Source organism: Streptomyces sp. NPDC098781, from assembly GCF_044759995.1.
Lineage (GTDB): Bacteria > Actinomycetota > Actinomycetes > Streptomycetales > Streptomycetaceae > Streptomyces.
This window is the reverse complement of record NZ_JBIWAK010000009.1, coordinates 196840-217855: the sequence shown is the minus strand read 5'-3', so window position 1 is coordinate 217855 and position 21016 is coordinate 196840. Positions and strand designations below refer to the sequence as shown.

The following is a 21016-nucleotide window of genomic DNA, read 5'->3' as shown; positions in this document are numbered from 1 at the left end:
CCGGCTCACGGCTCGGCGAGGCGGTTGGGCTGGAGCAGCAGCAGCGCGATGTCGTCGGTGTGGTGGTTGGTGCGGCGGGTGTGGTGGATGAGGTTGTCCGCGAGCTGGTGCAGCGGGAGGTCGCTGGACACGGCGAGTTGGTGCGCGAGGTCCGTGATGGTCCGGGTGATGTCGGTGCCGGGGTCCTCGACCAGGCCGTCGGTGTACAGGGCGAGCAGTGTGTCGGGGGCCAGCGGCAGGGTGGTGAGCGGGTAGGAGGGGGTGCCGACACCGATGCCGAGCGGCGGGCCGGGGCGGATGTCGACGGCGTGGGCCCGCGCGTCGGGGTGGCGCAGCAGCGGGGGCGGGTGACCGGCGCTGGCGAGGGCCACCTGGTGGCGGGCGAGGTCGAGATGGGCGTAGAGGCAGGAGACGAACCGCCCGGCGTTGAGGTCGGCGAGGTCGCGGTCGGTGCGGGTGAGGACCTGGTCCGGGGTGGCCCCGGCCGTGGCGTGGGAGTGCACGGCCATACGGACCTGGCCCATGAGGGCGGCCGCCGACATGTCGTGGCCCTGGACGTCTCCGATCACGGCCGCGGCGGTGGTGCTGGTGAGGCGGATCAGGTCGTAGAAGTCACCGCCGATGTTCATGCCCTGGCCCGCCGGGAGGTAACGGGCCGCGACTTCCAGTCCGGTGACGGTGGGAAGGGCGTGCGGCAGCAGGTTCTGCTGGAGCGCGAGCGCGAGGCCGTGCTTGGCGTCGTAGAGGCGGGCGCGGTCCAGGGCCTGGGCGATCAGACCGGCGAGCGGCGTCAGGATGGAGCGCTCGGCGGTGGGGAACGGCCGCGGGTGGTTGTACGCGAGCAGCAGACAGCCGATCGGCCGTCCGGAGCTGAGCAACGGCAGGAAAGCCCAGGCGTGTTTGTCGCTGAGCTGCGGCGCCCGGGGGTAGAGCCGGGCCAGTTCGCCGCGGTCGGCGAAGAACGAGGAGGTGCCCGTGGCCATGGTGCGGCCGGCCGGAGTCAGGTCGGCGTCCGTGGGCAGGGCCTCGAACTGCTCGATGACGGCCGGGTCGTAGCCGCGGTACCCGATGATCCGGATCCGGCCGGCGTCGGCGGTGGACATGATCATGCCGTGGGCGCCGAACGCGGGCAGGATCTGGTCCGCGACCAGGTCGACGACGTCCTGGACACCGACGGTCTCGGTCAGCGCGGCGGCCAGCGCCATCAGCAGATGGATACGGCTCTCCGGCGGGGCGCCGGTGGCCACGGGCCGCACGTCGGGGGCCTCGGCGGAGTGGTCGGGGGTGACGAGGATGCTGGTGCCGGTGTCGTCGGTGTGCAGCCGGAAGTCGAGCCACTGGTCCGGCGGGCGCAGGACGGGCAGGGCGAGCGGCTCACGGCTGCTCATCGCCGTGCGGTAGGCGTCCATGTAGGCGACGTTGTCGAGCCAGGGCAGCGACTGCCACGGCTCGGTGCCCAGCAGGTCGTCCAGGGGTTTGCCCAGCAGTTCGGCGGCGGCGGTGTTGACGTAGGTGATGTGCCCCGCGAGGTCGAGGGCGAGGGTGCCGACGGGCAGGCGTTCCAGCAGGTCGGCCGCGGCCGGCGCGGACTGCGGGGTCGGCTCGGCGTGGTGGGGACGGACGAAGCGGGGGCGGTCCGGAATGACCGGAGGGAAACGGGCCCCGTCCAGCACACGGGCGATGTGCCGGGCGCTGAACGCCATCCGTCCGCGCTCACGGAAGCCGAGCCGGGACGAGCGGCCGGGCGGCCAGATCAGCAGCAGCGTGCCCCGGCAGTGGCGGGCTCCGGTGACCGGGACGACCGCGAACGCCACCTCGTAGGGGATGGTCGCCGCGGCGCGGGGGTAGCGGCGGGCCAGCTCCTGGAGGGAGCTCATCCACACGATCCGCTCGTTGCGCAGCGCGTCCTGGTTGGGACCGTGGAGGGCATAGGCGGTCCGCCACCAGGGTGCGAAGACATCGACCGGGATGCCGCACAGCGCGACCAGACCCAGCATCTCCTCGGCCGGGTCCAGTACGTAGACGCCCCCGTACGCGGCACCGGTGCGGCGCACCGCCGCCGCCAGGGCCTCACCGAGCGGGTCAGCCGCGCCTGGCGTCTCACCGGCCCCGGTCATGCGGCGCAACACCTAACGCCCATATCCAGACGCTAAGCCCCCGCACCGGCGAAGGCATGTGGATCAGCGGCGCCGCCGGCTATGCCGCCCGCGCCTGCTCCGAGGTCACCGGAAAGCCCTCGGTACGCAGGACCCGTCGCTCGGTGTCCACCGCGAACACCTCGCAGCCGGGCCGCGCCGCCGCCCATGCGATGCCCTCCGCGCCCATCGCGAACGCGGCTGTCGCCACCGTGTCCGCCACGGTGAGCGAGGGGGCCACGACCGTGAGGGAGAGCAACCCGGTCGCCGGACGGCCCGTGCGGCCGTCGAGGATGTGGTCGCCGCGTTCGTAGCAGGCGGACGTGGCGATCGCCGCGTCGCCGAGTTCGGCCACCACACACACCTTGTCGGCGTGCTCGGGGTGCCGTACCCCCACCCGCCAGGGCCCGCCGGAGGCCACCACGTCGCCGCCGGCGTTCAGGACGAAACGGCTCGCGCCCGCCGCCCTGAGCAGCCCGGCCGCCCGCTGCACGGACCAGCCCTTCACCACCGCGCACGGATCGAGCCCGCGCCCCGGCAGCCGTACGTCGAAGGCGCCGCCGGTGGCGACCCGGTACTCCTCGCACAGCTCCAGAACCTCGTCGAGGTCCGCGCTGACATCGCCGCGCCCGATCTCGCCCCGGTCCAGTCGGCGGACCTCGCTGTCCGCCCTGAACGGGCTGAACCGGGCGTCGACCTCCCGCAGCCACGCGAACACGGCGTCCGCGCTCTCCTCGCCGACGTGCGGGTCATCGACCCGCAGCGACACCGGGAAGCCCATGACGTGTTCGACTCGGTGCATGATCAGCCCTTCGCGTCGATCGCGGCCTGGAGGGACTCCTGGTAGCCGTCGCTGGTGATCGTGGCGCCGGAGACGCTGTCGATGTCGGCGCTCTGGGCCTCGAGGGTCTCCGCGATCAGCTTCGGGACCGCCGCCGTGGTCTGGGGGTGGTTCGGCTGCTGGAGCATCTTCACCGAGGCGATCTCGTCGCCCTCGAAGGTCACCTGGACCTGCACGGGGCCCTTGTCGGTGGTGACCGTCGAGCCGTCGACCGTCCGCGCGGCGGCGGACGCCGAGGGAGCGGAGGCGGCGGACTCCGTGTTCGCGTCGATGGCGGCCTGGAGGGACTCCTGGTAGCCGTCGCTGGTGATCGTGGCGCCGGAGACGCTGTCGATGTCGGCGCTCTGGGCCTCGAGGGTCTCCGCGATCAGCTTCGGCACCGCCGCCGTGGTCTGCGGGTGGTTCGGCTGCTGGAGCATCTTGACGGCCGTGATCTCGGTGCCCTGGAAGGTCACCTGCACCTGCACCGGACCCTTGTCCGTCTGCACGGTCGAGCCCTTGACGACCGTGTTTCCGGACCCGGACGCCGCCGAGGACGACGCCGAAGGAGTCGCGGCCGGCGAAGCGGTCTCCGTGGTGGCCGTGCCCAGGGACGGCTCGTAGCGCCAGACCGGGATCAGGCCCGCGATGCTGAGGACCAGGACGGGTATTGCTCGCTTCACGATGTCTTCCCGTCCTGCTCAGCCGGCCAGGCTGAAGCGCTCGAAGTGGACCTGCTCCTTGGGCACACCCAGCTCGCGCAGGCTGCCGATCACCGCGTTCATCATGGGCGGCGGCCCGCACAGGAAGACGTCCCGGCCGGTGATGTCCGGGACCAGCCGCGCCAGCTCCGCCGGGGCCAGCCTGTCCGGCGTGACCGGGCCGGTCACCAGATGCAGCTCGGCGCCCTTGGCGTGGGCGAGCTCGGCCAGCTCGCCGTACAGGACGGCGTCCTGGTCGGAGGCGACCCGGTAGATCACCACCGCGTGGCCGTGCAGTTCCTCCAGCAGTGCCCGGATCGGGGTGACGCCCACACCGCCGGCGATGAGCACGGCCTCCGGCCGGGTGCGGTGCAGCGCGGTGAACGCGCCGTACGGGCCCTCGGCGAAGACGCGGGTGCCCACCTTGAGGTGCCTGAGAGCCGCCGAGCCGTCGCCGGCCGCCTTGGCGGTCAGCCGCAGCCGGGTGCCGTCGGGCGCGGCCGACAGGGAGAACGGGTTCGCCTGCCACCAGCGGTCCTTCGTCAGGAACCGCCACAGGAAGAACTGGCCGGCCCGCGCCGGCAGCTTGTCCAGGTCCCGGCCGGTGACATAGATCGAGACGACGTTGTGCGACTCGGGGACGACGGCCTCGACCCGGAACCGGTGGCGCCAGTTCCGCCACACCGGCAGGACCAGCCTGCCGACGAACACCGAGCCCAGCGCGACGCCCCACACGCCGTACCAGTACGCCGTCGCGGCGGAGGAGGAGGTGAAGGACGTACCGACCGCGACCTGGTGGGTGAACGCCAGGACCACCGCGACATAGGTGTACAGGTGGATGAAGTGCCATGTCTCGTACGCCAGCCGGCGCCGCGCGAACCGGGCCGACACCACCCCGATCACGATGATGACCCCCAGCGCCACGACGGCCCGCAGCACGCCCTCGACCGTCTCGGCGAGGTCGATCAGCTGGTTCACCGGGTCCAGCGAGGACGACTCGGCGTACCCGAAGGTGATGAAGACGGCGTGCGCGAGGAGGACCCACAGGACGCTGAAGCCCGTCCAGCGGTGCCAGGACGTCAGCCGGTCCATGCCGATCCGCCGGTCCAGCCAGGGCAGCCGGGCCACCAGCAACAGCTGGAAGGCCATCAGCAGTGCGCCGAACAGGCCGGTGAGGCGGCCGATCACGATGAGCGTGTTCGAGGCGAAGCCGGCGGCGAGGAAGAAGTAGAGGACCACGGCCACGTTCGCGGCCAGCACGGCGTACAGACCCGTGCGGGCGACCACCCTGGGGCGTACCGCCGTGGGGGGCGCGGGGGGCGATTGGACGGTCGTCACGGGCGACAGCTCCTTGATCTCGTCTGTGGATACCGAGCTTGTCCGGCGGGAGCTGTCGAAAAGCTGTCGTACTTCTTTCAACTGATTATCGATGTGGCCGAGGGCTCACACCCCCCTCATAGGACCGGTGCCCGGTACCGCACTATGAACGGGTGGAGAAAGTACGCCTGCTGGTCGTGGACGACGACCCGCCCATCGCCGACCTCGTCGCGACGGTCGCCCGCTACGAGGGCTGGGAGGCGGTCACCGCGAACTCCGGCGAGGAGGCGCTGCGGCTGGCCGCCGAGTTCCACCCGGACATCGTGGTGCTGGACCTGATGCTGCCCGACGTGGACGGCTTCGGCGTCCTGGACCGGCTGCGCGGCGCCGGCGCGATGGTGCCCGTGGTGTTCCTCACCGCCCGCGACGGGGTCGCCGACCGGGTCGCCGGGCTGACCCGCGGCGGCGACGACTACCTGGTCAAACCGTTCGCCGTGGAGGAGCTGATGGCCCGGCTGCGGACCGTGCTGCGGCGCAGCGCCGGACCCGGCTTCCAGCGTTCCGTCCTTCGGGTGACCGACCTGACGATGGACGAGGACACCCGCGAGGTCCGCCGCGGCGACAAGCTGCTCACCCTCACGCCCACCGAGTACGAAGTGCTGCGCTATCTGATGCGCAAGTCGCCGACCGTGCTCACCAAGGCGCAGATCCTCGACCATGTCTGGGAGTACGGCTTCGGCGGCCGCTCGAACGTCGTCGAGCTGGTCGTCAGCCGGCTGCGCCGCAAGCTCGACGACAGCGGCGCCCCGCTGATCCACACCGTGCGCGGCTTCGGGTACGTGATCCGGCAGGCGGCGGAGTGAGCGGGCGGTTGCGGCGGGCGTATCGCGGGATGCGGCTCGGGACCCGGCTGGCGCTGGGCCTCGGCGTGCTGTCCCTGGTGGTGTTCGCGGTCGTCGGCACCGCGCTGACGACGTACATGCGCGACTACCTGTCCGCCCAGCTCGACACCCAGCTCGCGCAGGGCCAGATCGCCCAGTCCAAGTCCATCGCGGACTACGGCACGCTCTCCGGCAAGAAGTACTACAGCTGGTTCTACGCCGTGTACGACGTGTCGGACGGCAAGCCCGTGCTCCGCCGGCCCGAGGACCCCGCCGACCTGCCCGCGGACGTGGACGACTTCACCTCCCTGGCCCGCGCGCAGACCACCTCGGCCACCGAGGTGCTGCGCACCGAGCACCTCCGGGGCGCGGGCGAGTACCGGCTGCGTGCCTGCGAGGTCGAGCCCGGGGTGGTGCTGGTCAGCGCCGCGCCCATGGAGGACATCGAGGACACCGTCGGCCAGCTGGTCACCATCCAGGCCGTCGCCTTCGGGCTCGCGCTGCTGGCCCTCGTGGTGCTCGGGCGCGGGATGCTGCGGCGGGGCCTGAAGCCGCTCAGCGACATGGCGCACACCGCCCGCGGCATCACCTCGCACGACCTCACCGACTCCGGCCGGCTGCCGGTGCGGCACGACGGGCGCGGCGGCGGACCCGAGGTGGAGGAGCTGCGCACCGCGTTCAACACGATGCTGGAACACATCGACGACTCCCTCGCCGTGCGCGCGGAGGCGGAACAGCGGCTGCGCCGCTTCGTGGCGGACGCCTCGCACGAGCTGCGGACGCCGCTGATGTCGGTGCGCGGGTACGCCGACCTCTTCCAGTACGCGGCCGCCAACGCCCCCGAGGAACGCGACCGGCACCTGGCCCGGCTGCGCGCCGAGGCCGCGCGCATGGGCTTCCTCCTCGACGACCTGCTGCTGCTCGCCCGCCTGGACGCCGCCGACGTCGAGACGCCGCTGCGACCGCAGGAGGCGGACCTGGTGGACCTGGTCGAGCAGGCGGCGGACGCGTTCCGGGTCACGCACGGCGGCCATGCCCTGACGGTGGCCCCCGGGCCCGGCTCCCTGCGACTGCGCCTGGACCCCCAGCGCATCCGCCAGGTCCTCGACAACCTGATGACCAACGCGGCGATGCACACCCCCGCCGGCACCGAGGTGTCCGTGGCGGTGTCGGTGACGGCCGGCACGGCCCAGGTCCGGATAGCCGACCGGGGCCCCGGCATCCCGCCCGGCGACCGGGAACGCGTCTTCGACCGCTTCTACCGCGTCGACAAGGCCCGCAGCCGGGACCGGGGCGGCAGCGGACTGGGACTGGCGGTCGCGCAGTCGCTGGTACGGGCGCACGGCGGCCGGATCGACCTGACCAGCGAGCCGGGGGCGACGGTGTTCACGGTGACGATCCCGCTGACAGCGGCCGGGGCGGGCGGGGACGCCGCGGGGGAAACACTTACGGTCCCGTGACATGCCCGGCACCGAGCGGCCGAAGCGCCGCTCGCGGCCCTAGCGTGAGGGCATGCGCGTACTGGTCACCGGCGGTGCCGGGTTCATCGGGTCCCATGTCGTAGAGGCGCTCGTGGCGCACGGGCACGAGCCCGTGGTGTACGACGTCCGCACCGACCCCGCCGCGGACGTACGGGACGCCGACGCCGTCCGCCGTGCCCTGACCGGCGTCGACGCCGTCAGCCACCAGGCGGCGATGGTCGGCCTCGGCACCGGCTTCCGCGACGCCGCCGAGTACGTCTCCCGCAACGACCTCGGCACGGCCGTGCTGCTCACCGCCATGGCCGACGCGGGCGTGCGGCGGCTCGTGCTGGCCGGGTCGATGGTGGTGTACGGCGAGGGCCGCTACGCGTGCGAGCGGCACGGCGTCGTACGGCCGGGCCCCCGAGCCGTCGCCGATCTGGACGCCGGCCGGTTCGAGCCGCCGTGCCCGGTGTGCGGCGCCGACCTCGCGCCCGGACTGGTCGCCGAGGACGCCCCGGTCGACCCGCGCAACGTGTACGCGACGACCAAGCTCGCCCAGGAACACCTCGCGGCGGCGTGGGCCCGCGCGACCGACGGCACGGCCGTGTCGCTGCGCTACCACAACGTGTACGGACCCGGCATGCCCCGCGACACCCCCTACGCCGGCGTCGCCTCCTTCTTCCGCTCGGCCCTCGCGCGCGGCGAGGCACCGCGGGTCTACGAGGACGGCCGGCAGCGGCGGGACTTCGTCCACGTACGGGACGTGGCCGCCGCCAACGTGGCCGCGCTGGAGGCGGGTTCGGCGGCCGTGGCCGAGGGCGCGCTCACCGCGTACAACACCGGCAGCGGCGACCCGCACACCGTCGGCGAGATGGCCGACGCGCTCGCGCGGGCGTACGGCGGTCCCGAGCCGGTCGTGACCGGTCAGTACCGGCTCGGCGACGTACGGCACATCACGGCGGACTCCTCCCGGCTGCGCGCGGAGTTGGGCTGGAAGCCGGTCGTCGGCTTCCAGGACGGAATGCGGGAGTTCGCCGAAGCGGGCATGCGCACGGCGTAGCCTGCCTCGAACCGGTGGTGCTGCCCGCATTCAGGAAGCGGCGGCGGGCAGCACCACCTCGAAGCGACAGCCACCGGGGACGTTCCGTACGGAGGCCCGCCCCTGATGGGCCTCCACGATGCCCCGCACGATCGCGAGGCCCAGCCCGGCGCCGGCCGGGGGCGTACGGGCGTGCGTACCGCGCCAGCCCGTTTCGAAGACGCGCGGCAGGTCCTCCTCCGGAATGCCGCCGCAGCCGTCGGTCACGGACAGCACCACCCCGTCCGGCGAGCGTTCGGCGGCGACCGCGACGGTGCCGTCGGCCGGGGTCCGCCGGATGGCGTTGACCAGCAGATTGCCCAGGACGCGGCTCATCTCCTTGCCGTCCACCTCCACCGGCACGCCCTCGACCCGTTCGCCGACCAGCCGGACGCCCTGCTCGCGGGCCAGCGCGTCCGCCCCGGAGAGGGCGTCGCCGACGAGGTCGTACAGGGACATCCGGGCGAGCGAGAGGGTGAGGGCGCCGGCATGTATGCGGGAGAGCTCGAACAGGTCGCCGACCATGCCGTTGAGGCGCTCGACCTCCATCCGGATCTGCTTGAGATAGCGGTCGGGGTCGGCGGCCACCCCGTCCTCCAGGGCCTCGGCCATGGCGCGCAGCCCGGCCAGCGGAGTGCGCAGATCGTGGGAGATCCAGGCCACGAGTTCACGCCGGGACGACTCCAGGGCCCGCTCCCGCTCGCGGGACTCGGCCAGTTTCACGCTGGTCGCCTCCAACTCGCGGCTCAGCGCCGCGAGTTCGGCCGTGGCGGGACCGTCCGGAGTGGTGAAGCTGCCGCCGTCGCCGAAGGAGCGGGCGGCGAGGGCGAGCGCGTGGCTGCGGGCGGCGACCCAGCGGCCGAGCAGCAGCGCGGTGGCCAGGGAGACCACGGCGGCCATGGCGACCACCATCGTGACGACCCGCAGGTCGTGCCCGGACAGGAACATCGCCTGGGCGACCACGAGCGTGCCCGCGAGCATGGCGGTGACGCCGACGCCCGCGACCACGGTGAGGTGCGCGATCAGGGAGCGGCGCCGGATCACCCGCAGCGCGCCCGCGCCGAGCAGTCCGGCCGCGACGGCCCCGAGGAAGGCGAAGAGGGCGATGAGGAGGGTGTCGCGCACGGTCAGGCCTCCGGGTCGGGGGAAGGGCCGGGGGCGTCGAAGCGGTAGCCGACACCCCACACGGTCTGGATCAGCCGTGGCCTGGCCGGGTCGTCCTCCACCTTCCCGCGCAGCCTGCGGACATGGACCGTGACGGTCGACAGATCGCCGAAGTCCCAGCCCCACACCTCGCGCATCAGGTCCTCCCGGCTGAAGACCCGGCCGGGGTGCCGCAGGAAGAAGGCGAGGAGGTCGAACTCCCGGATGGTGAGGGCGAGTTCGGCGTCGCCCTTCAGGGCGCGACGGGCCGCCGGGTCGACCGCGAGCCCGGCCGCGCGGAGCATGCCGGACGACCGGCCCTCGGGGGTGCCGTCCACTCGGGCGGGGCGGGTGCGGCGTAGCACCGACTGGACGCGCAGGACGAGTTCGCGGGGGCTGAAGGGCTTGGTGACGTAGTCGTCGGCGCCGACCTCCAGACCGAGGATGCGGTCGTCCTCGTCGCCGCGCGCGGTGAGCATGATGACCGGCACGGGGGCTTCGCCGCGGATCCGGCGGCACACCTCCAGGCCGTCCATGCCGGGCAGCATCAGGTCCAGCACGACGAGGTCGGGCCGGTGCGCGGCGGCCCGGGCGAGGGCGTCGGGGCCGTCGCCGGCGCGGTCCACGACGTAGCCGGCGCGGTCGAGGTACCCGGAGACGACCTCCGCGACGGTGGGGTCGTCGTCGACGACCAGGACCCGGGCGCCGGCCTGCGGGTACGGCTGTTGCTGCTCCATGCCGCAAGCCTCGCACCCCGCGCGCGCGTGCGTCGCCGTGGGGGCGCGACGTCCTTGTTTCGTAAGAAGACGCTGACCGATATGTCCGATTCTCGCTCGTAGGGTGAGAGCCGTGACGACCCCATCCCCAGCAACGAACGCGCCCCGCGCGGCGTCCGTCGACGTCGTGCTCCCCTGTCTCGACGAGGCCGAGGCCCTGCCCTGGGTGCTGGAACGCATCCCGCCCGGCTGGCGGGCGCTCGTGGTCGACAACGGCTCCACGGACGGTTCGGCCGCCGTCGCGCGGGCGCTCGGCGCGACCGTCGTCCACGAGGAGCGGCGCGGCTTCGGCGCCGCCTGCCACGCCGGGCTGACCGCCGCCACGGCCGACATCGTCTGCTTCTGCGACTGCGACGCCACCCTCGACCCGGGCGACCTCGTGCCCTTCGTCCAGCGGATCGCCGCGGGCGAGGCCGACCTGGTCCTGGGCCGGCGCCGCCCCGGCACCCGCGGCGCCTGGCCGCTGCACGCCCGCGCCGGCAACCTCGCGCTCACCCGGCTCCTGCACCGCCGCACCGGCCTGCGCCTGCACGACCTCGGGCCGCTGCGCGCCGCCCGCCGCGAGCCCCTGCTCGACCTCGAACTGACGGACCGCCGCAGCGGCTACCCGCTCCAGATGGTCGTCCGCGCCGCCGACGCCGGCTGGCGGATCGCCGAGTACGAGGTGCCCTACCTGCCGCGCACGGGCGTCTCGAAGGTGACGGGCACCTGGCGCGGGACCTGGCAGGCGGTACGAGACATGAGCCGGGTGCTGGCGGACGGCGACGGGCGTGCGCCGACGGGGCGGCCGGCGGCCGGGACGCGCGAGGCACTGGGCACCGGGACGGCCGACGGCGGCGGACCGAGGAACGGCGTCCGTAGGGAGCCCGAGTCCGGAAGGGGCGAGGGCCCCGCCATAGCGCTCGCCGTCCGTACGGAGGCCGAGCACGCCGACCGTCCCGGCGCCCGGCAGGACACCTCCGCCCGGAAGGGGATCCGCCCGTGACCACGCTCCTCGTCATCGCCAAGGAGCCCCGACCGGGCCGGGTGAAGACCAGACTGACACCGCCGTTCACCCCGGAGGAGGCCGCGGCGCTCGCCGAGGCGTCCCTCGCGGACACCCTGGACGCCGTCGCGCGGACACCCGCGCGGCGCCGGGTGCTGGTGCTGGACGGCACACCGGGCCCCTGGCTGCCGGCCGGGTTCGAGGTGGTACCGCAGTGCGCGGGCGGCCTCGACGAACGGCTCGCCGAGGCGTTCGCGGGCTGCGCCGGCCCGACGCTGCTCATCGGCATGGACACCCCGCAGGTGACGCCGGACCTGCTGACGGTGGACTGGGACGGGCACGACGCCTTCTTCGGCCCGGCCGAGGACGGCGGCTTCTGGGCGCTGGGCCTGGCCGAACCCGACCCGGCACGGCTGCGGGGCGTCCCGATGTCGACGGCGCACACCGGCGCCGCACAGCGCGCCCGGCTGGCGGACCTGCGGGTGCGGGACCTGCCGTGTCTGCGGGACGTCGACACGGCGTACGACGCCGGACTGGTCGCCGAGGGCGCCCCGGGCGGGCGTTTCGCGAAGGCGCTGGCGCGGCTGACCACGGAGGCGGGCCGATGAGCGGCGTACGCGACATGATGTCCGCCCACATGGCCCTCCGGGAGGCCCCGGACGGGGAGCGACACTCCCACGAGCGCGCGGGGGAGGAGGGTGAGAGCTTCCACGGCGACGGCGATCCGAGTGTGCGACGCGGCGCGGTGGCCCTGATCCGCGCCGGACTCGGCCTCGCGCCCCACGACTCCGCCCGCCCGGCGACCGGCATCGACATCCGCCCCCCACGGTCGCCCGCCGACGCCGTCACGCTCGCCCCGGGCGCGGACGGCACCGCCCTTCGCGCCGTGGCCGCCGCCGGCGACAGCAGGACCTGGTCCGCCGACCCGTACACCGACGCCCTGCGCACCGGCCAGGGCCCGCTGTTCCTGCGCCGGACCGACGGCTGGCTGCTGCCGCTGGACGTGGAGCGCTGGTGCGCGAACGCCGACGCCGCGGACCTGGAGGTGCTGCGGCGGTGCGAGGGCGTGGTGCTCGACGTCGGATGCGGGCCGGGGCGGCTGGTGGCGGAGCTGGGCCGGCAGGGGCGACGGGTGCTCGGCGTCGACGTCAGCGCGGCGGCCGTGGCCCGCACCCAGCGGCTCGGCGGGCCGGCGCTGCGCCGCTCGGTCTTCGAACCGCTCCCCGGCGAGGGCCGCTGGGGCACCGCGCTGCTCATCGACGGTAACGTCGGCATCGGCGGCGACCCGGCGGCCCTGCTCGACCGGCTGGCCCAACTCCTCGCTCCTGGGGGCCTGTTGATCGTCGAGACGGTGCCGGACGCGGATCTCGACGAGCGCGTCGAGGTGCACGTCACCGACGCCCACGGCACCACCGGCACCCCCTTCCCCTGGGCCCGCCTCGGCACCCCCGCCCTGCTGCGGTACGCGGAACCCGCTGGCTGGCGTGCCGTCGAGCTCTGGGCGACCGGCGGCCGCTCCTTCGCGGCCCTGCGCACCGGCTGAGAATCGACGGACGCACAGGTCGGGCAGGCCGCACGTGTCACACACCGGCAGGAGCGCCGCAACACAAGGCGTCTAGACTCGGGCGTCAACGGCCCGGCGCCCGTGGTCAAAAGCGGGCGAAACCTGCCAGACCCGAAGGGTATTCGGCGTTTTGATACGGATAGATTCAGTCACCAAGCGGTACCCGGACGGTACGGTGGCGGTCGACCAGCTCTCGCTGGAGATACCCGACCGCTCGATCACCGTTCTCGTGGGGCCCTCGGGCTGTGGGAAGACGACCACGCTGCGGATGATCAACCGGATGGTCGAGCCCAGCGAGGGCACCATCCTCCTCGACGGCGTGGACATACAGCAGCAGCCCGTCAACACCCTGCGCCGGTCCATGGGATACGTCATCCAGAACGCCGGTCTCTTCCAGCACCGCACGATCCTCGACAACATCGCCACCGTGCCCCGCCTGCTGGGCTGGGGCAAGGAGAAGTCCCGGGCACGGGCGCGGGAGCTGATGGAACGGGTCGGCCTCGACGGGGCGCTCGCCAAGCGGTACCCGTACCAGCTCTCCGGTGGCCAGCAGCAGCGCGTCGGCGTCGCGCGGGCGCTCGCGGCGGATCCGCCGGTGCTGCTGATGGACGAGCCGTTCTCGGCCGTCGACCCCGTCGTCCGCAAGGGGCTCCAGGACGAACTCCTGCGCATCCAGGAGGAACTGGGCAAGACCATCGTCTTCGTCACCCATGACATCGACGAGGCCGTCAAGCTCGGCACCATGGTCGCCGTGATGCGCACCGGCGGCCACCTCGCCCAGTTCGCGCCGCCCGCCGAACTGCTCTCGCACCCCGCCGACGCGTTCGTGGAGGACTTCCTCGGCGCCGACCGCGGCATCCGGCGGCTGTCCTTCTTCCCCTCGACGGGCCTGGAGTTGCTGACCGAGCCGATCGTCGCCGTCGACGCCACCGCGGAGCAGATCGCCGGCGCGGGAGACGTCCCGTACCTCCTGGTCACCGACGCGGACGGCAAGCCCCTCGGCTGGGGCGAGCCGGGCGATCTCACCGCCGGGGCGATCGAGACCGCGCGACTGCTGCCGTACGGGCGGCCGTTCGTGGCCGGTACGGACTCGCTGCGGGCCGCCCTCGACTGCGCGGTGCTCTCGCCCACCGGATGGGCGGTCGCCGTGGACACCGAGGGCCGGGCCGCCGGGGTCGTCTCGCAGCAGACCATCGGCGAGGCCATCCGCGGTGCCCACGCCGAGAGACGGGACACCGACGGACGGGACGAGGGCCGTACGGACGTGAAGGTCGCCGGATGAACTGGGACCGTTTCTTCGACATCCCCAGCGACCTCCAGCACAGCTGGCTCGGGCTGATCGGCCTGCATCTGCGCGAGGCCCTGCTGCCGGTGCTGGCCGGACTGGTGGTCTCGCTGCCGCTGGCCCAGCTGTGCGTGCGGTTCCGCTGGCTGTACCCGCCAGTGCTGTGGGTGACGACCGTGCTGTACGCCATCCCCTCGCTGGCCTTCTTCGTCCTCCTCATCGACTACACCGGCCAGACCGAGCTCACGGTGATGATCCCGCTCACCGTCTACAGCCTCGTCGTCCTGGTCCCCGCGATCGTGGACGGCGTCCGCTCGGTCCCCCAGGAGACCCTCGCCGCCGCGAAGGCCATGGGCTTCGGTCCCGTACGCCGTTATCTCCAGGTGCAGTTGCCGATCGCCGTGCCCGCGATCATCGCCGGGCTGCGGGTGGCGACGGTGTCCAGCATCAGCCTCGTCAGCGTCGGCGCGCTGATCGGCAACCAGGGCGCCCTCGGCAATCTGATCAACGACGCCAACATCTACAACCGGCCCGAACTCGCGATGAACGCCGTGCTCACCATGGCCGTCCTGGCGATCCTCGCCGACGCCCTGCTGGTCGTCGTACGCACGCTGCTGACGCCCTGGATGCCGCGCCGGGCCCATACGACACCCAAGGCCGACCGGCCCGACGCGGCCGCGGCCGCCCTGGAGGACGCAGCCCGGTGAACCTGCTCAGCTTCATCAGTGACTTCTTCCGGGACAGCGCGCACTGGAACGGCTACGACGGCATCCCCACGCGGATGTTCGAGCACATCCAGTACACCCTCCAGGCGCTCGGCATCGCCGCCCTCATCGCCCTGCCGGTCGGTCTGATCACCGGCCACTACGGGCGCGGCGGCAACGCCCTCGCCCTGATCGCGGTCGCCGGGCGGGCCCTGCCCACCTTCGGCCTGCTGGTGCTGATGACGCTGCTCGTCGGCTTCGGCATGGTGAACGTGATGACCCCGCTGGTCATCCTCGCCGTCCCGCCGATCCTCGTCACCACCTACGAGGCGATGCGCTCCGTCGACCCGTCTCCGGTGGACGCCGCCCGGGGCATGGGCATGAGCGAGATCGGCGTCCTCTTCCAGGTCGAGGTCCCCGCGGCGCTCCCTCTGATCCTCAGCGGCCTGCGCTCGGCGGCCATCCAGATCGTCTCGACGGCGACCATCGCGGCATACGTCGCCCTGGGCGGACTGGGCCGCTACATCGTCGACGGTCTCTACCAACGCAACTACGAGAAGGTCGTGGGAGGCGCAACCCTGGTCGCCGGACTGGCCCTGGTAACCCTGGCAGTCTTCTGGGCAGCGGGCCGCTTCGCGGTATCACCGGGGGTACGCAGGCGCAGCTAGGCAGCGCGCCTGCTCGCGGGATGCGTGGGCCCACCCAGGGGCGCGGGGAACGGCGCGACCAGCCCCGACGCACCCGCAGACGACCGACGGTTAGCGGGCGTCCAGATCCTCTTGAGCCCGGGGTGCGTTGTCCCACTTAGGGGCGCGGGGAACTGCGCGACCAGCCACGACGCACCCGCAGACGACCGACGACCTGGCCCGGCAAGACCTACCGCGGAGCGCCCGGCGGAGCGACTCGCGCCAGGGCCAACTCCAGCACCACCAGCAGAGCGTCCCGCACCGAACCCGTCTCCCGCGCGTCGAACACCACGACCGGCACGCCGTCGCTCACGTCGAGCGCCCAGCGGATCTCCTCCAGCGTGTGCCCGACCTCGCCGTCGAAGGCGTTGGCGGCCACCGCGAAGGGGATGCCCTTGTGCTCGAAGTAGTCGACGGCGGCGTAGCAGTCGTCCAGCCGCCGGGTGTCGACGATGACGAGACCGCCGACCGCGCCCTCGACGATGTCGTCCCACATGAACCCGAACCGCTCCTGGCCGGGCGTGCCGAACAGATACAGCTTCAGCGTCGGGTCGATGGTGAGGCAGCCGAAGTCCATGGCCACAGTGGTCGTGGTCTTGGCCGGGGTGTGCGTGAGGTCGTCCACGCCCGCCGCGACCTCCGTGATGGCGGCCTCGGTGGTCAGCGGCTCGATCTCGGAGATCGAGCCCACGGCGGTGGTCTTGCCCACACCGAAGCCACCCGAGATCACCATCTTGACCGGCAGCGGCGGTCGTACGGTGGCCGGTTCAGTCGCTGTCACTCAATGCCCCTCGTGCGTCGGGGATGGCACGCAGGCCGTCGATGACCCTGCGCAGGACGGATGCGTCGTGGACGACGCCGGAGTCGGGCACGTGCACCGTCAACTGGCCGGCGGCGCGCAGGTCCTCGGCGAGGACGCGCACCACGTTCAGGTGCAGCCGCAGCCGGGCAGCGATCTCCGCGAGGGACTGCGGAAGCCGGCACACGGCGACGATGTCGTGCTGCTCGAAGAAGAGCCGGTCGAGCGCGTCGATCCCCTCCGGGGTGGCCACCACCTGGCTCTCGACCGGCAGCGACTTGCCGTCGGCGTCGTCCGCCACCCGGCCGGCCGTGAGCAGGAAGGGCCGTACGGCGGCCGCCTGGCCGACCGGGTCCGGCCCGCTCCGGTCCGGCGGTGGGGTGCCGTCCGCCATGGCGTCGTCCGTTCCGCTCAGCGGGCCGAGGCGGCGCCGACGCTGTTCTTCAGCTCCAGCACCAGCTGCGGGCTGAGGGCGCTGCCGGCACGGTTGGTGAACACGGTCATCTCGTAGGCGATGTTGCCCAGCTTGGCCTCCTTGTCGGTGACCACGCCGAGCACCGCGCCGCTGCCGATCGCGGAGACCAGCACATGGCCGCCGTCCAGGTCGATGATGACCTTGTTCAGGGCGCCGAGGCCGTAGTTGCCGGAGGCCCCGGCGGCGAGGCTGGTGATGCCCGAGACGATCGCGGCGAGCCGCTCGGAATCGGCCTGTTCCCGCAGCTCGGACACGGCGATGAGCAGTCCGTCGGATGAGACGGCGATGGCGTCCACGACACCGGCGGTCTCGGTCGCGAAGCGGTTGAGCAGCCAGGTGAAGTCCGCTGCGGCGGCCTTCAGTTCGGCCTGCGTGGCGCCATCCGCCGGGGTGCCACCTGTCGACGTGCTCACTGCTGCGCTCCTTCCGGGAGGTCGTTCTGGTCGTGCGAGGGAGAGGTCGCGGGTGCGGCGGAGTGTTCTCCGTCGCCGGGTCGGCTGTCGCGGTGCGCGCGCTCCACGGCCGCCTCGAACTCGTCGAGGGTGGCCCGCACCGCCTCCGCGTCCAGGGCCGGGGCGCTCTGCCGCAACGCGGCCTGCCGTTCGGGGGCATCGCCGGTCGTGCGCAGGGTCGCGCCCCGGACACGGCGACGCAGGGGGCGGGCGCCGGGAGCCTCGTCGGCGGACGCCGTCGCGGCGGGCCGGGTCGCGGCCACGGCCGGGTCCGGCCGGTCGGCGCGGGCGTGATCGCCGGCGGACGGGTCGTCGGCGTCGGACGCCCGACGGGACACCCGGCGGGGCAGCGACCGCGCTCCGTCCTCGCTCACCGCTACGAGCCCCTCCGGCGCGGAGGGCGACGGCACCGGACCGGTGGCCACGGCCGCCCGCTCGGCGGAAGCAGCCGTCGGGTCCTTCGCCCCGGCGCCCGGGGAGGCGGACACCGCGGCGAGCGCCGCCGTGGCCGTGCCCACCGTCGTGCTCCCCGTCACCAGCAGCGACGACGGAACCGTCACCTCGGCCGTGACACCGCCGCCAGGGGTGCGTGACAGCGTGACCCGGATCTCCCAGCGGCGCGCCAGCGTGCCGACGACGAACAGGCCCAGCACCTTGGTCGGGACGACGTCCAGCCGCTCGCGGCGGATCAGGCGGGCGTTCTCCTCGTCGAGGCGCTCGGGGGTCATGCCCAGGCCGTGGTCGGCGACGACGATCACCGCGTCGTCGCCGGCGGCCGACACGGCCACCTCGACCGGACTGCCCTCCGGCGAGAACGACACCGCGTTCTCCAGCAGTTCGGCCATCATCAGCGTCAGGTCGCCGATGACCTCGGGCTCCACCACGGCCTCGGTCCGCGCGCGCAGCTCCACGCGCCGGTAGCCCTCGATCTGGCCGAGCGAGGCGCGTACGACATTGGTGAGCGAGGTGGGCCCCGCGTGGAGGTCCGCCTCGTGGATGCCGGCGAGCAGCATCAGACTGTCGGCGTTGCGGCGCAGCCGGACCGCGATGTGGTCGATGGAGTAGAGACGCTCCAGCAGGGCCGGGTCGGTCTCGCCGCGCTCCACCGCGTCGATCAGCGCCAGCTGACGTGTCGTCAGGTTGCTGACCCTGCGGCCCACGTTGCCGAACATCTCGGCCACGTTGCGCCGGCTGAGCACCTGCCGCTCCAGCAGCGCGGCCGCCGTGGTCTGCACCTGGTTGAACGCCTCGGCGAGTTCACCGATTTCGTCGCGCGCCGTCACCGGCATCTCGCGCAGCCGCGGCGGACCGTCGTCCTCGGCGTCGTCGTCGGCCACCCGGGCCAGTTCCCGCTCGGCGACGACGGCGACCTGCCGCGCGGCATCCGTGAGAGCCGTGACCGGGCGTACCACCGAGCGGCGCACCAGCATCGCAAGCACCAGCCAGACGGCGAAGCCGAGCACCGCGCAGCCCAGCAGCAGGACCGCCCGCCAAGCCGCCGTGTCGGAGGCGCTGTCCGCCTGGTCGGCGATCTGGTGGATGAGCGAGGTGGTGATCGCCAGCCGTGTGCGCGCCTGGTCGCGGTAGGCGCCGTAGGAGTCCAGCGCCGCCGCGAGCGACCTGCGGATCTCGGTGCGCGAGCCGGCCTGCACGGAGCCGGGGTCGATCTGGAGGTCGGCGTACTGCCGGCTGATGACGCTCTGCGCCGCGGTGTACTTGATTCCGGCGAGCTGGGCCGCCTGCGCCTCGGTGGCGAACCGGGCGAAACGGTCGGCCTGGCGGGTGTACTCGTCGTAGGCGCCGATCGCGCCGATGAACTCCAGCAGCGCGTTGGAGTCACCGGTGGACGCGGAGAAGACGCTGGTCTCGAAGGCGCTGTGGGCGGCGCCCGCGCGCAGCAGCGAGTCGAGCAGGTTGCCGGTGAAGGCGGTCGCCAGATCCGGGTTGCGGTCCAGGCCGAGGCCGTCGATGAGCAGCTGGGCGGCGTGCGTGTAGGCGGGGTCGATGTTGCTGGCCGGCAGATAGCCCTGCTCGATGGTGTCACGCAGGCTGCTCAGGCCGTCGACGCCCTTGAGCGCCTGCGCCTCGGTCTCCGGCAGCCGGTCACCGAAGGCGTCGCGCACCCGTTGGACCTGGGCGTCCACCATGGACTGCGCGGTGCGGTAGGCGGCGGTCGGGGGTTCATCGCGGCCGGCGGCCTCGTGCCGTACGGAGAGCAGCACGGCCTGCTGGTGCTCGGCGGCCAGCCGGTCGGCGAGGGTGGCGACCTCGGCGCTCTCCCGGACCAGCCGCGCGGCGTCCGCGGCGTCGCGCGACTGCGCGGTCTGGTCGGCGATGAGATAGGCGAGCAGGACCGCGACCACGGCCAGCGGTACCCGGACGAGGAGATTGAGCTTGCGCCGGAAGGGCAGGCGGTCGGCGAAACCGCGACCGCGTATTCGACCCGAGGGGGGCGTGCCCTCCACGTTCGTGGACACCGAGTTGCCTCCTTCGTGGGCGTCGCACAACGCGCGAGGTCTCACGTGACCGCTGTTGTTCGGGTATGGAACGGCTTCGTCCGGGGACAGTACCGTCCTTTGAACGCCGTGACCGGAACTGTACGTCAAGAATCCGTTACAGCCCCCTGCACCCCAAGCGTCCCGCCTGCACATCGGAGCGCAACTGCCCGTTACCTTCCGTTTTTCGAGGCCAATCGGTGACCTGGCCGGTCTTGACTGACCGAGAAGCGGCTGGATTGGATCAGTGAAAGAGCTCTGCCACCCCCCTGAACCCGGAACGGGAACCGTGACTTTCACCCCTTCAAGCAGCAGGTCCCTCAGGAACCATCCCGGCGCGGCCGCCGTCGCGCTCGCCGCCACGGCGGCGCTGCTGGCGGGATGTTCCTCCTCCGACGACAAGTCCGACCCTCTGGCCGGGGACGGGGCGAGCGGCGACACCGTCGTCGTCGGCTCGAACAACTTCCCCGAGAGCATCCTGCTCGCCGACATCTACGGCGAGGCGCTCAAGGCCAAGGGCCTCAAGGTCACCTACAAGCACAACATCGGCAGCCGGGAGACCACCTACGGTCTGCTCAAGAACGGCTCCGTCACCGTCCTGCCGGAGTACAACGGCTCGCTGCTCGCCTACCTCGACTCCAAGGCGGTGCAGAAGACGGCGGACGCCGTGAACACCGCGGTGAAGGGCAAGCTGGACGCCAAGCTCACGCTGCTGGAGTCCTCGCCGGCCGAGGACAAGGACTCCGTCAGCATCAACGCCGAGACGGCGAAGAAGTACAAGCTGACCTCCGAGTCCACGCTCGAGGACCTCAAGGCCGCCGCTCCTGAGCTGGTGATCGGCGGCTCGCCCGAGTTCCAGACCCGGCACCAGGGCCTGAAGGGCCTGGAGTCCGAGTACGGCCTGGAGTTCAAGTCGTTCAAGGCGCTGGACGCCGGCGGTCCGCTGACCCAGGCGGCGCTGGCGAAGAACACCGTGCAGGCCGCGGACATCTTCACCACGGACCCGACCATCACCAAGGAGGGCTTCGTCGTCCTGAAGGACCCGAAGAACCTCTTCGGCTTCGCCAACGTGACCCCGCTCGTCTACAAGAGCGGCCTCTCCAAGGAGGGCGTGGCCGCGCTCAACGCGGTGTCGGCCAAGCTGGACACCGAGGCGCTCCTCGACCTGGACTCCCAGGTGCAGCTGGAGAACAAGGACCCGCTCGACGTGGCCGAGGCCTGGCTGAAGTCGGCCGGCCTGAGCTGACCCGGCACAGG

At 72.7% G+C, this 21016-nt stretch carries 19 protein-coding genes and 1 pseudogene; 10 read left to right on the top strand and 10 right to left on the bottom strand.

Annotated features, from left to right (window positions below; genetic code table 11):
- Positions 1-5 precede the first annotated feature (5 nt).
- The 4 genes from ACIQWG_RS32415 to ACIQWG_RS32400 form a co-directional block, all read right to left on the bottom strand.
- Positions 6-2117 (bottom strand): SpoIIE family protein phosphatase, encoded by a 2112-nt coding sequence (locus ACIQWG_RS32415; protein ID WP_404102147.1) that lies wholly within the window; start codon positions 2115-2117, stop codon positions 6-8.
- Between the two features lie 79 nt (positions 2118-2196).
- Positions 2197-2937, bottom strand: coding sequence for an FAD:protein FMN transferase (locus ACIQWG_RS32410; protein ID WP_404102145.1), 741 nt, complete (start codon positions 2935-2937; stop codon positions 2197-2199).
- Between the two features lie 2 nt (positions 2938-2939).
- Entirely contained in the window at positions 2940-3638 is a 699-nt protein-coding gene (locus ACIQWG_RS32405; protein WP_404102143.1) for an FMN-binding protein, read from the bottom strand.
- Between the two features lie 18 nt (positions 3639-3656).
- Positions 3657-4994, bottom strand: coding sequence for a ferric reductase-like transmembrane domain-containing protein (locus tag ACIQWG_RS32400; RefSeq protein ID WP_404102141.1), 1338 nt, complete (start codon positions 4992-4994; stop codon positions 3657-3659).
- Between the two features lie 152 nt (positions 4995-5146).
- Here ACIQWG_RS32400 and ACIQWG_RS32395 point away from each other — a divergent pair, with 152 nt between their 5' ends.
- Genes ACIQWG_RS32395 through ACIQWG_RS32385 form a run of 3 tightly spaced genes read left to right on the top strand, consistent with a single transcriptional unit; the run spans position 5147 to position 8377 of the window.
- A complete protein-coding gene (locus ACIQWG_RS32395) occupies positions 5147-5836 on the top strand; it encodes a response regulator transcription factor (protein WP_404102139.1) in 690 nt (229 codons plus the stop codon).
- Positions 5833-7314 (top strand): sensor histidine kinase, encoded by a 1482-nt coding sequence (locus tag ACIQWG_RS32390; RefSeq protein ID WP_404102137.1) that lies wholly within the window; start codon positions 5833-5835, stop codon positions 7312-7314. Before ACIQWG_RS32395 ends, ACIQWG_RS32390 begins: the two co-directional genes overlap by 4 nt.
- Positions 7315-7366: 52 nt before the next feature.
- Positions 7367-8377 (top strand): NAD-dependent epimerase/dehydratase family protein, encoded by a 1011-nt coding sequence (locus ACIQWG_RS32385; protein ID WP_404102135.1) that lies wholly within the window; start codon positions 7367-7369, stop codon positions 8375-8377.
- Between the two features lie 30 nt (positions 8378-8407).
- On the opposite strand, the gene ACIQWG_RS32380 is transcribed toward ACIQWG_RS32385, so the two are convergent.
- Positions 8408-9520 carry a sensor histidine kinase gene (locus tag ACIQWG_RS32380; protein ID WP_404102133.1) on the bottom strand — a complete coding sequence of 371 codons (1113 nt, stop codon included), beginning with the start codon at positions 9518-9520 and terminating at the stop codon, positions 8408-8410.
- A 2-nt stretch (positions 9521-9522) separates the two neighbouring features.
- Positions 9523-10275 carry a response regulator transcription factor gene (locus ACIQWG_RS32375; protein WP_404102131.1) on the bottom strand — a complete coding sequence of 251 codons (753 nt, stop codon included), beginning with the start codon at positions 10273-10275 and terminating at the stop codon, positions 9523-9525.
- A 103-nt stretch (positions 10276-10378) separates the two neighbouring features.
- On the opposite strand from ACIQWG_RS32375, the pseudogene ACIQWG_RS32370 reads away from it, so the two are divergent.
- The 6 genes and pseudogenes from ACIQWG_RS32370 to ACIQWG_RS32345 all read left to right on the top strand — a co-directional run.
- Positions 10379-11092 (top strand): annotated as a pseudogene (locus ACIQWG_RS32370) (glycosyltransferase family 2 protein); the annotation flags it as partial.
- A 203-nt stretch (positions 11093-11295) separates the two neighbouring features.
- Complete coding sequence (locus ACIQWG_RS32365) at positions 11296-11907, top strand: DUF2064 domain-containing protein (protein ID WP_404102129.1); 612 nt, start codon at positions 11296-11298, stop codon at positions 11905-11907.
- A gap of 278 nt (positions 11908-12185) precedes the next feature.
- Positions 12186-12842 carry a methyltransferase domain-containing protein gene (locus ACIQWG_RS32360; protein WP_404102521.1) on the top strand — a complete coding sequence of 219 codons (657 nt, stop codon included), beginning with the start codon at positions 12186-12188 and terminating at the stop codon, positions 12840-12842.
- Positions 12843-12993: 151 nt separating this feature from the next.
- Positions 12994-14145: an ABC transporter ATP-binding protein gene (locus ACIQWG_RS32355; RefSeq protein WP_404102128.1), complete on the top strand. Its 1152-nt coding sequence runs from the start codon at positions 12994-12996 to the stop codon at positions 14143-14145.
- Positions 14142-14855, top strand: a complete 714-nt coding sequence (locus tag ACIQWG_RS32350; RefSeq protein ID WP_404102126.1) for an ABC transporter permease — start codon at positions 14142-14144, stop codon at positions 14853-14855. Before ACIQWG_RS32355 ends, ACIQWG_RS32350 begins: the two co-directional genes overlap by 4 nt.
- On the top strand, positions 14852-15520 hold the full coding sequence (locus tag ACIQWG_RS32345; RefSeq protein ID WP_404102124.1) for an ABC transporter permease: 669 nt from the start codon (positions 14852-14854) through the stop codon (positions 15518-15520). The genes ACIQWG_RS32350 and ACIQWG_RS32345 overlap by 4 nt, the downstream gene beginning before the upstream one ends.
- Before the next feature lie 208 nt (positions 15521-15728).
- Here the strand turns inward: ACIQWG_RS32345 and ACIQWG_RS32340 are convergent, their stop codons facing one another.
- The 4 genes from ACIQWG_RS32340 to ACIQWG_RS32325 are packed head-to-tail and all read right to left on the bottom strand — an operon-like array spanning position 15729 to position 19741.
- Positions 15729-16271 (bottom strand): GTP-binding protein, encoded by a 543-nt coding sequence (locus ACIQWG_RS32340; RefSeq protein WP_404102519.1) that lies wholly within the window; start codon positions 16269-16271, stop codon positions 15729-15731.
- A 34-nt stretch (positions 16272-16305) separates the two neighbouring features.
- Entirely contained in the window at positions 16306-16731 is a 426-nt protein-coding gene (locus tag ACIQWG_RS32335) for a DUF742 domain-containing protein (protein WP_404102122.1), read from the bottom strand.
- A gap of 17 nt (positions 16732-16748) precedes the next feature.
- Complete coding sequence (locus tag ACIQWG_RS32330; protein ID WP_404102120.1) at positions 16749-17225, bottom strand: roadblock/LC7 domain-containing protein; 477 nt, start codon at positions 17223-17225, stop codon at positions 16749-16751.
- Positions 17222-19741, bottom strand: a complete 2520-nt coding sequence (locus tag ACIQWG_RS32325; protein WP_404102118.1) for an ATP-binding protein — start codon at positions 19739-19741, stop codon at positions 17222-17224. Before ACIQWG_RS32325 ends, ACIQWG_RS32330 begins: the two co-directional genes overlap by 4 nt.
- Before the next feature lie 307 nt (positions 19742-20048).
- Between ACIQWG_RS32325 and ACIQWG_RS32320 the strand changes: the two genes are divergently transcribed.
- Positions 20049-21005 carry an ABC transporter substrate-binding protein gene (locus ACIQWG_RS32320; protein WP_404102116.1) on the top strand — a complete coding sequence of 319 codons (957 nt, stop codon included), beginning with the start codon at positions 20049-20051 and terminating at the stop codon, positions 21003-21005.
- Positions 21006-21016 lie beyond the last annotated feature (11 nt).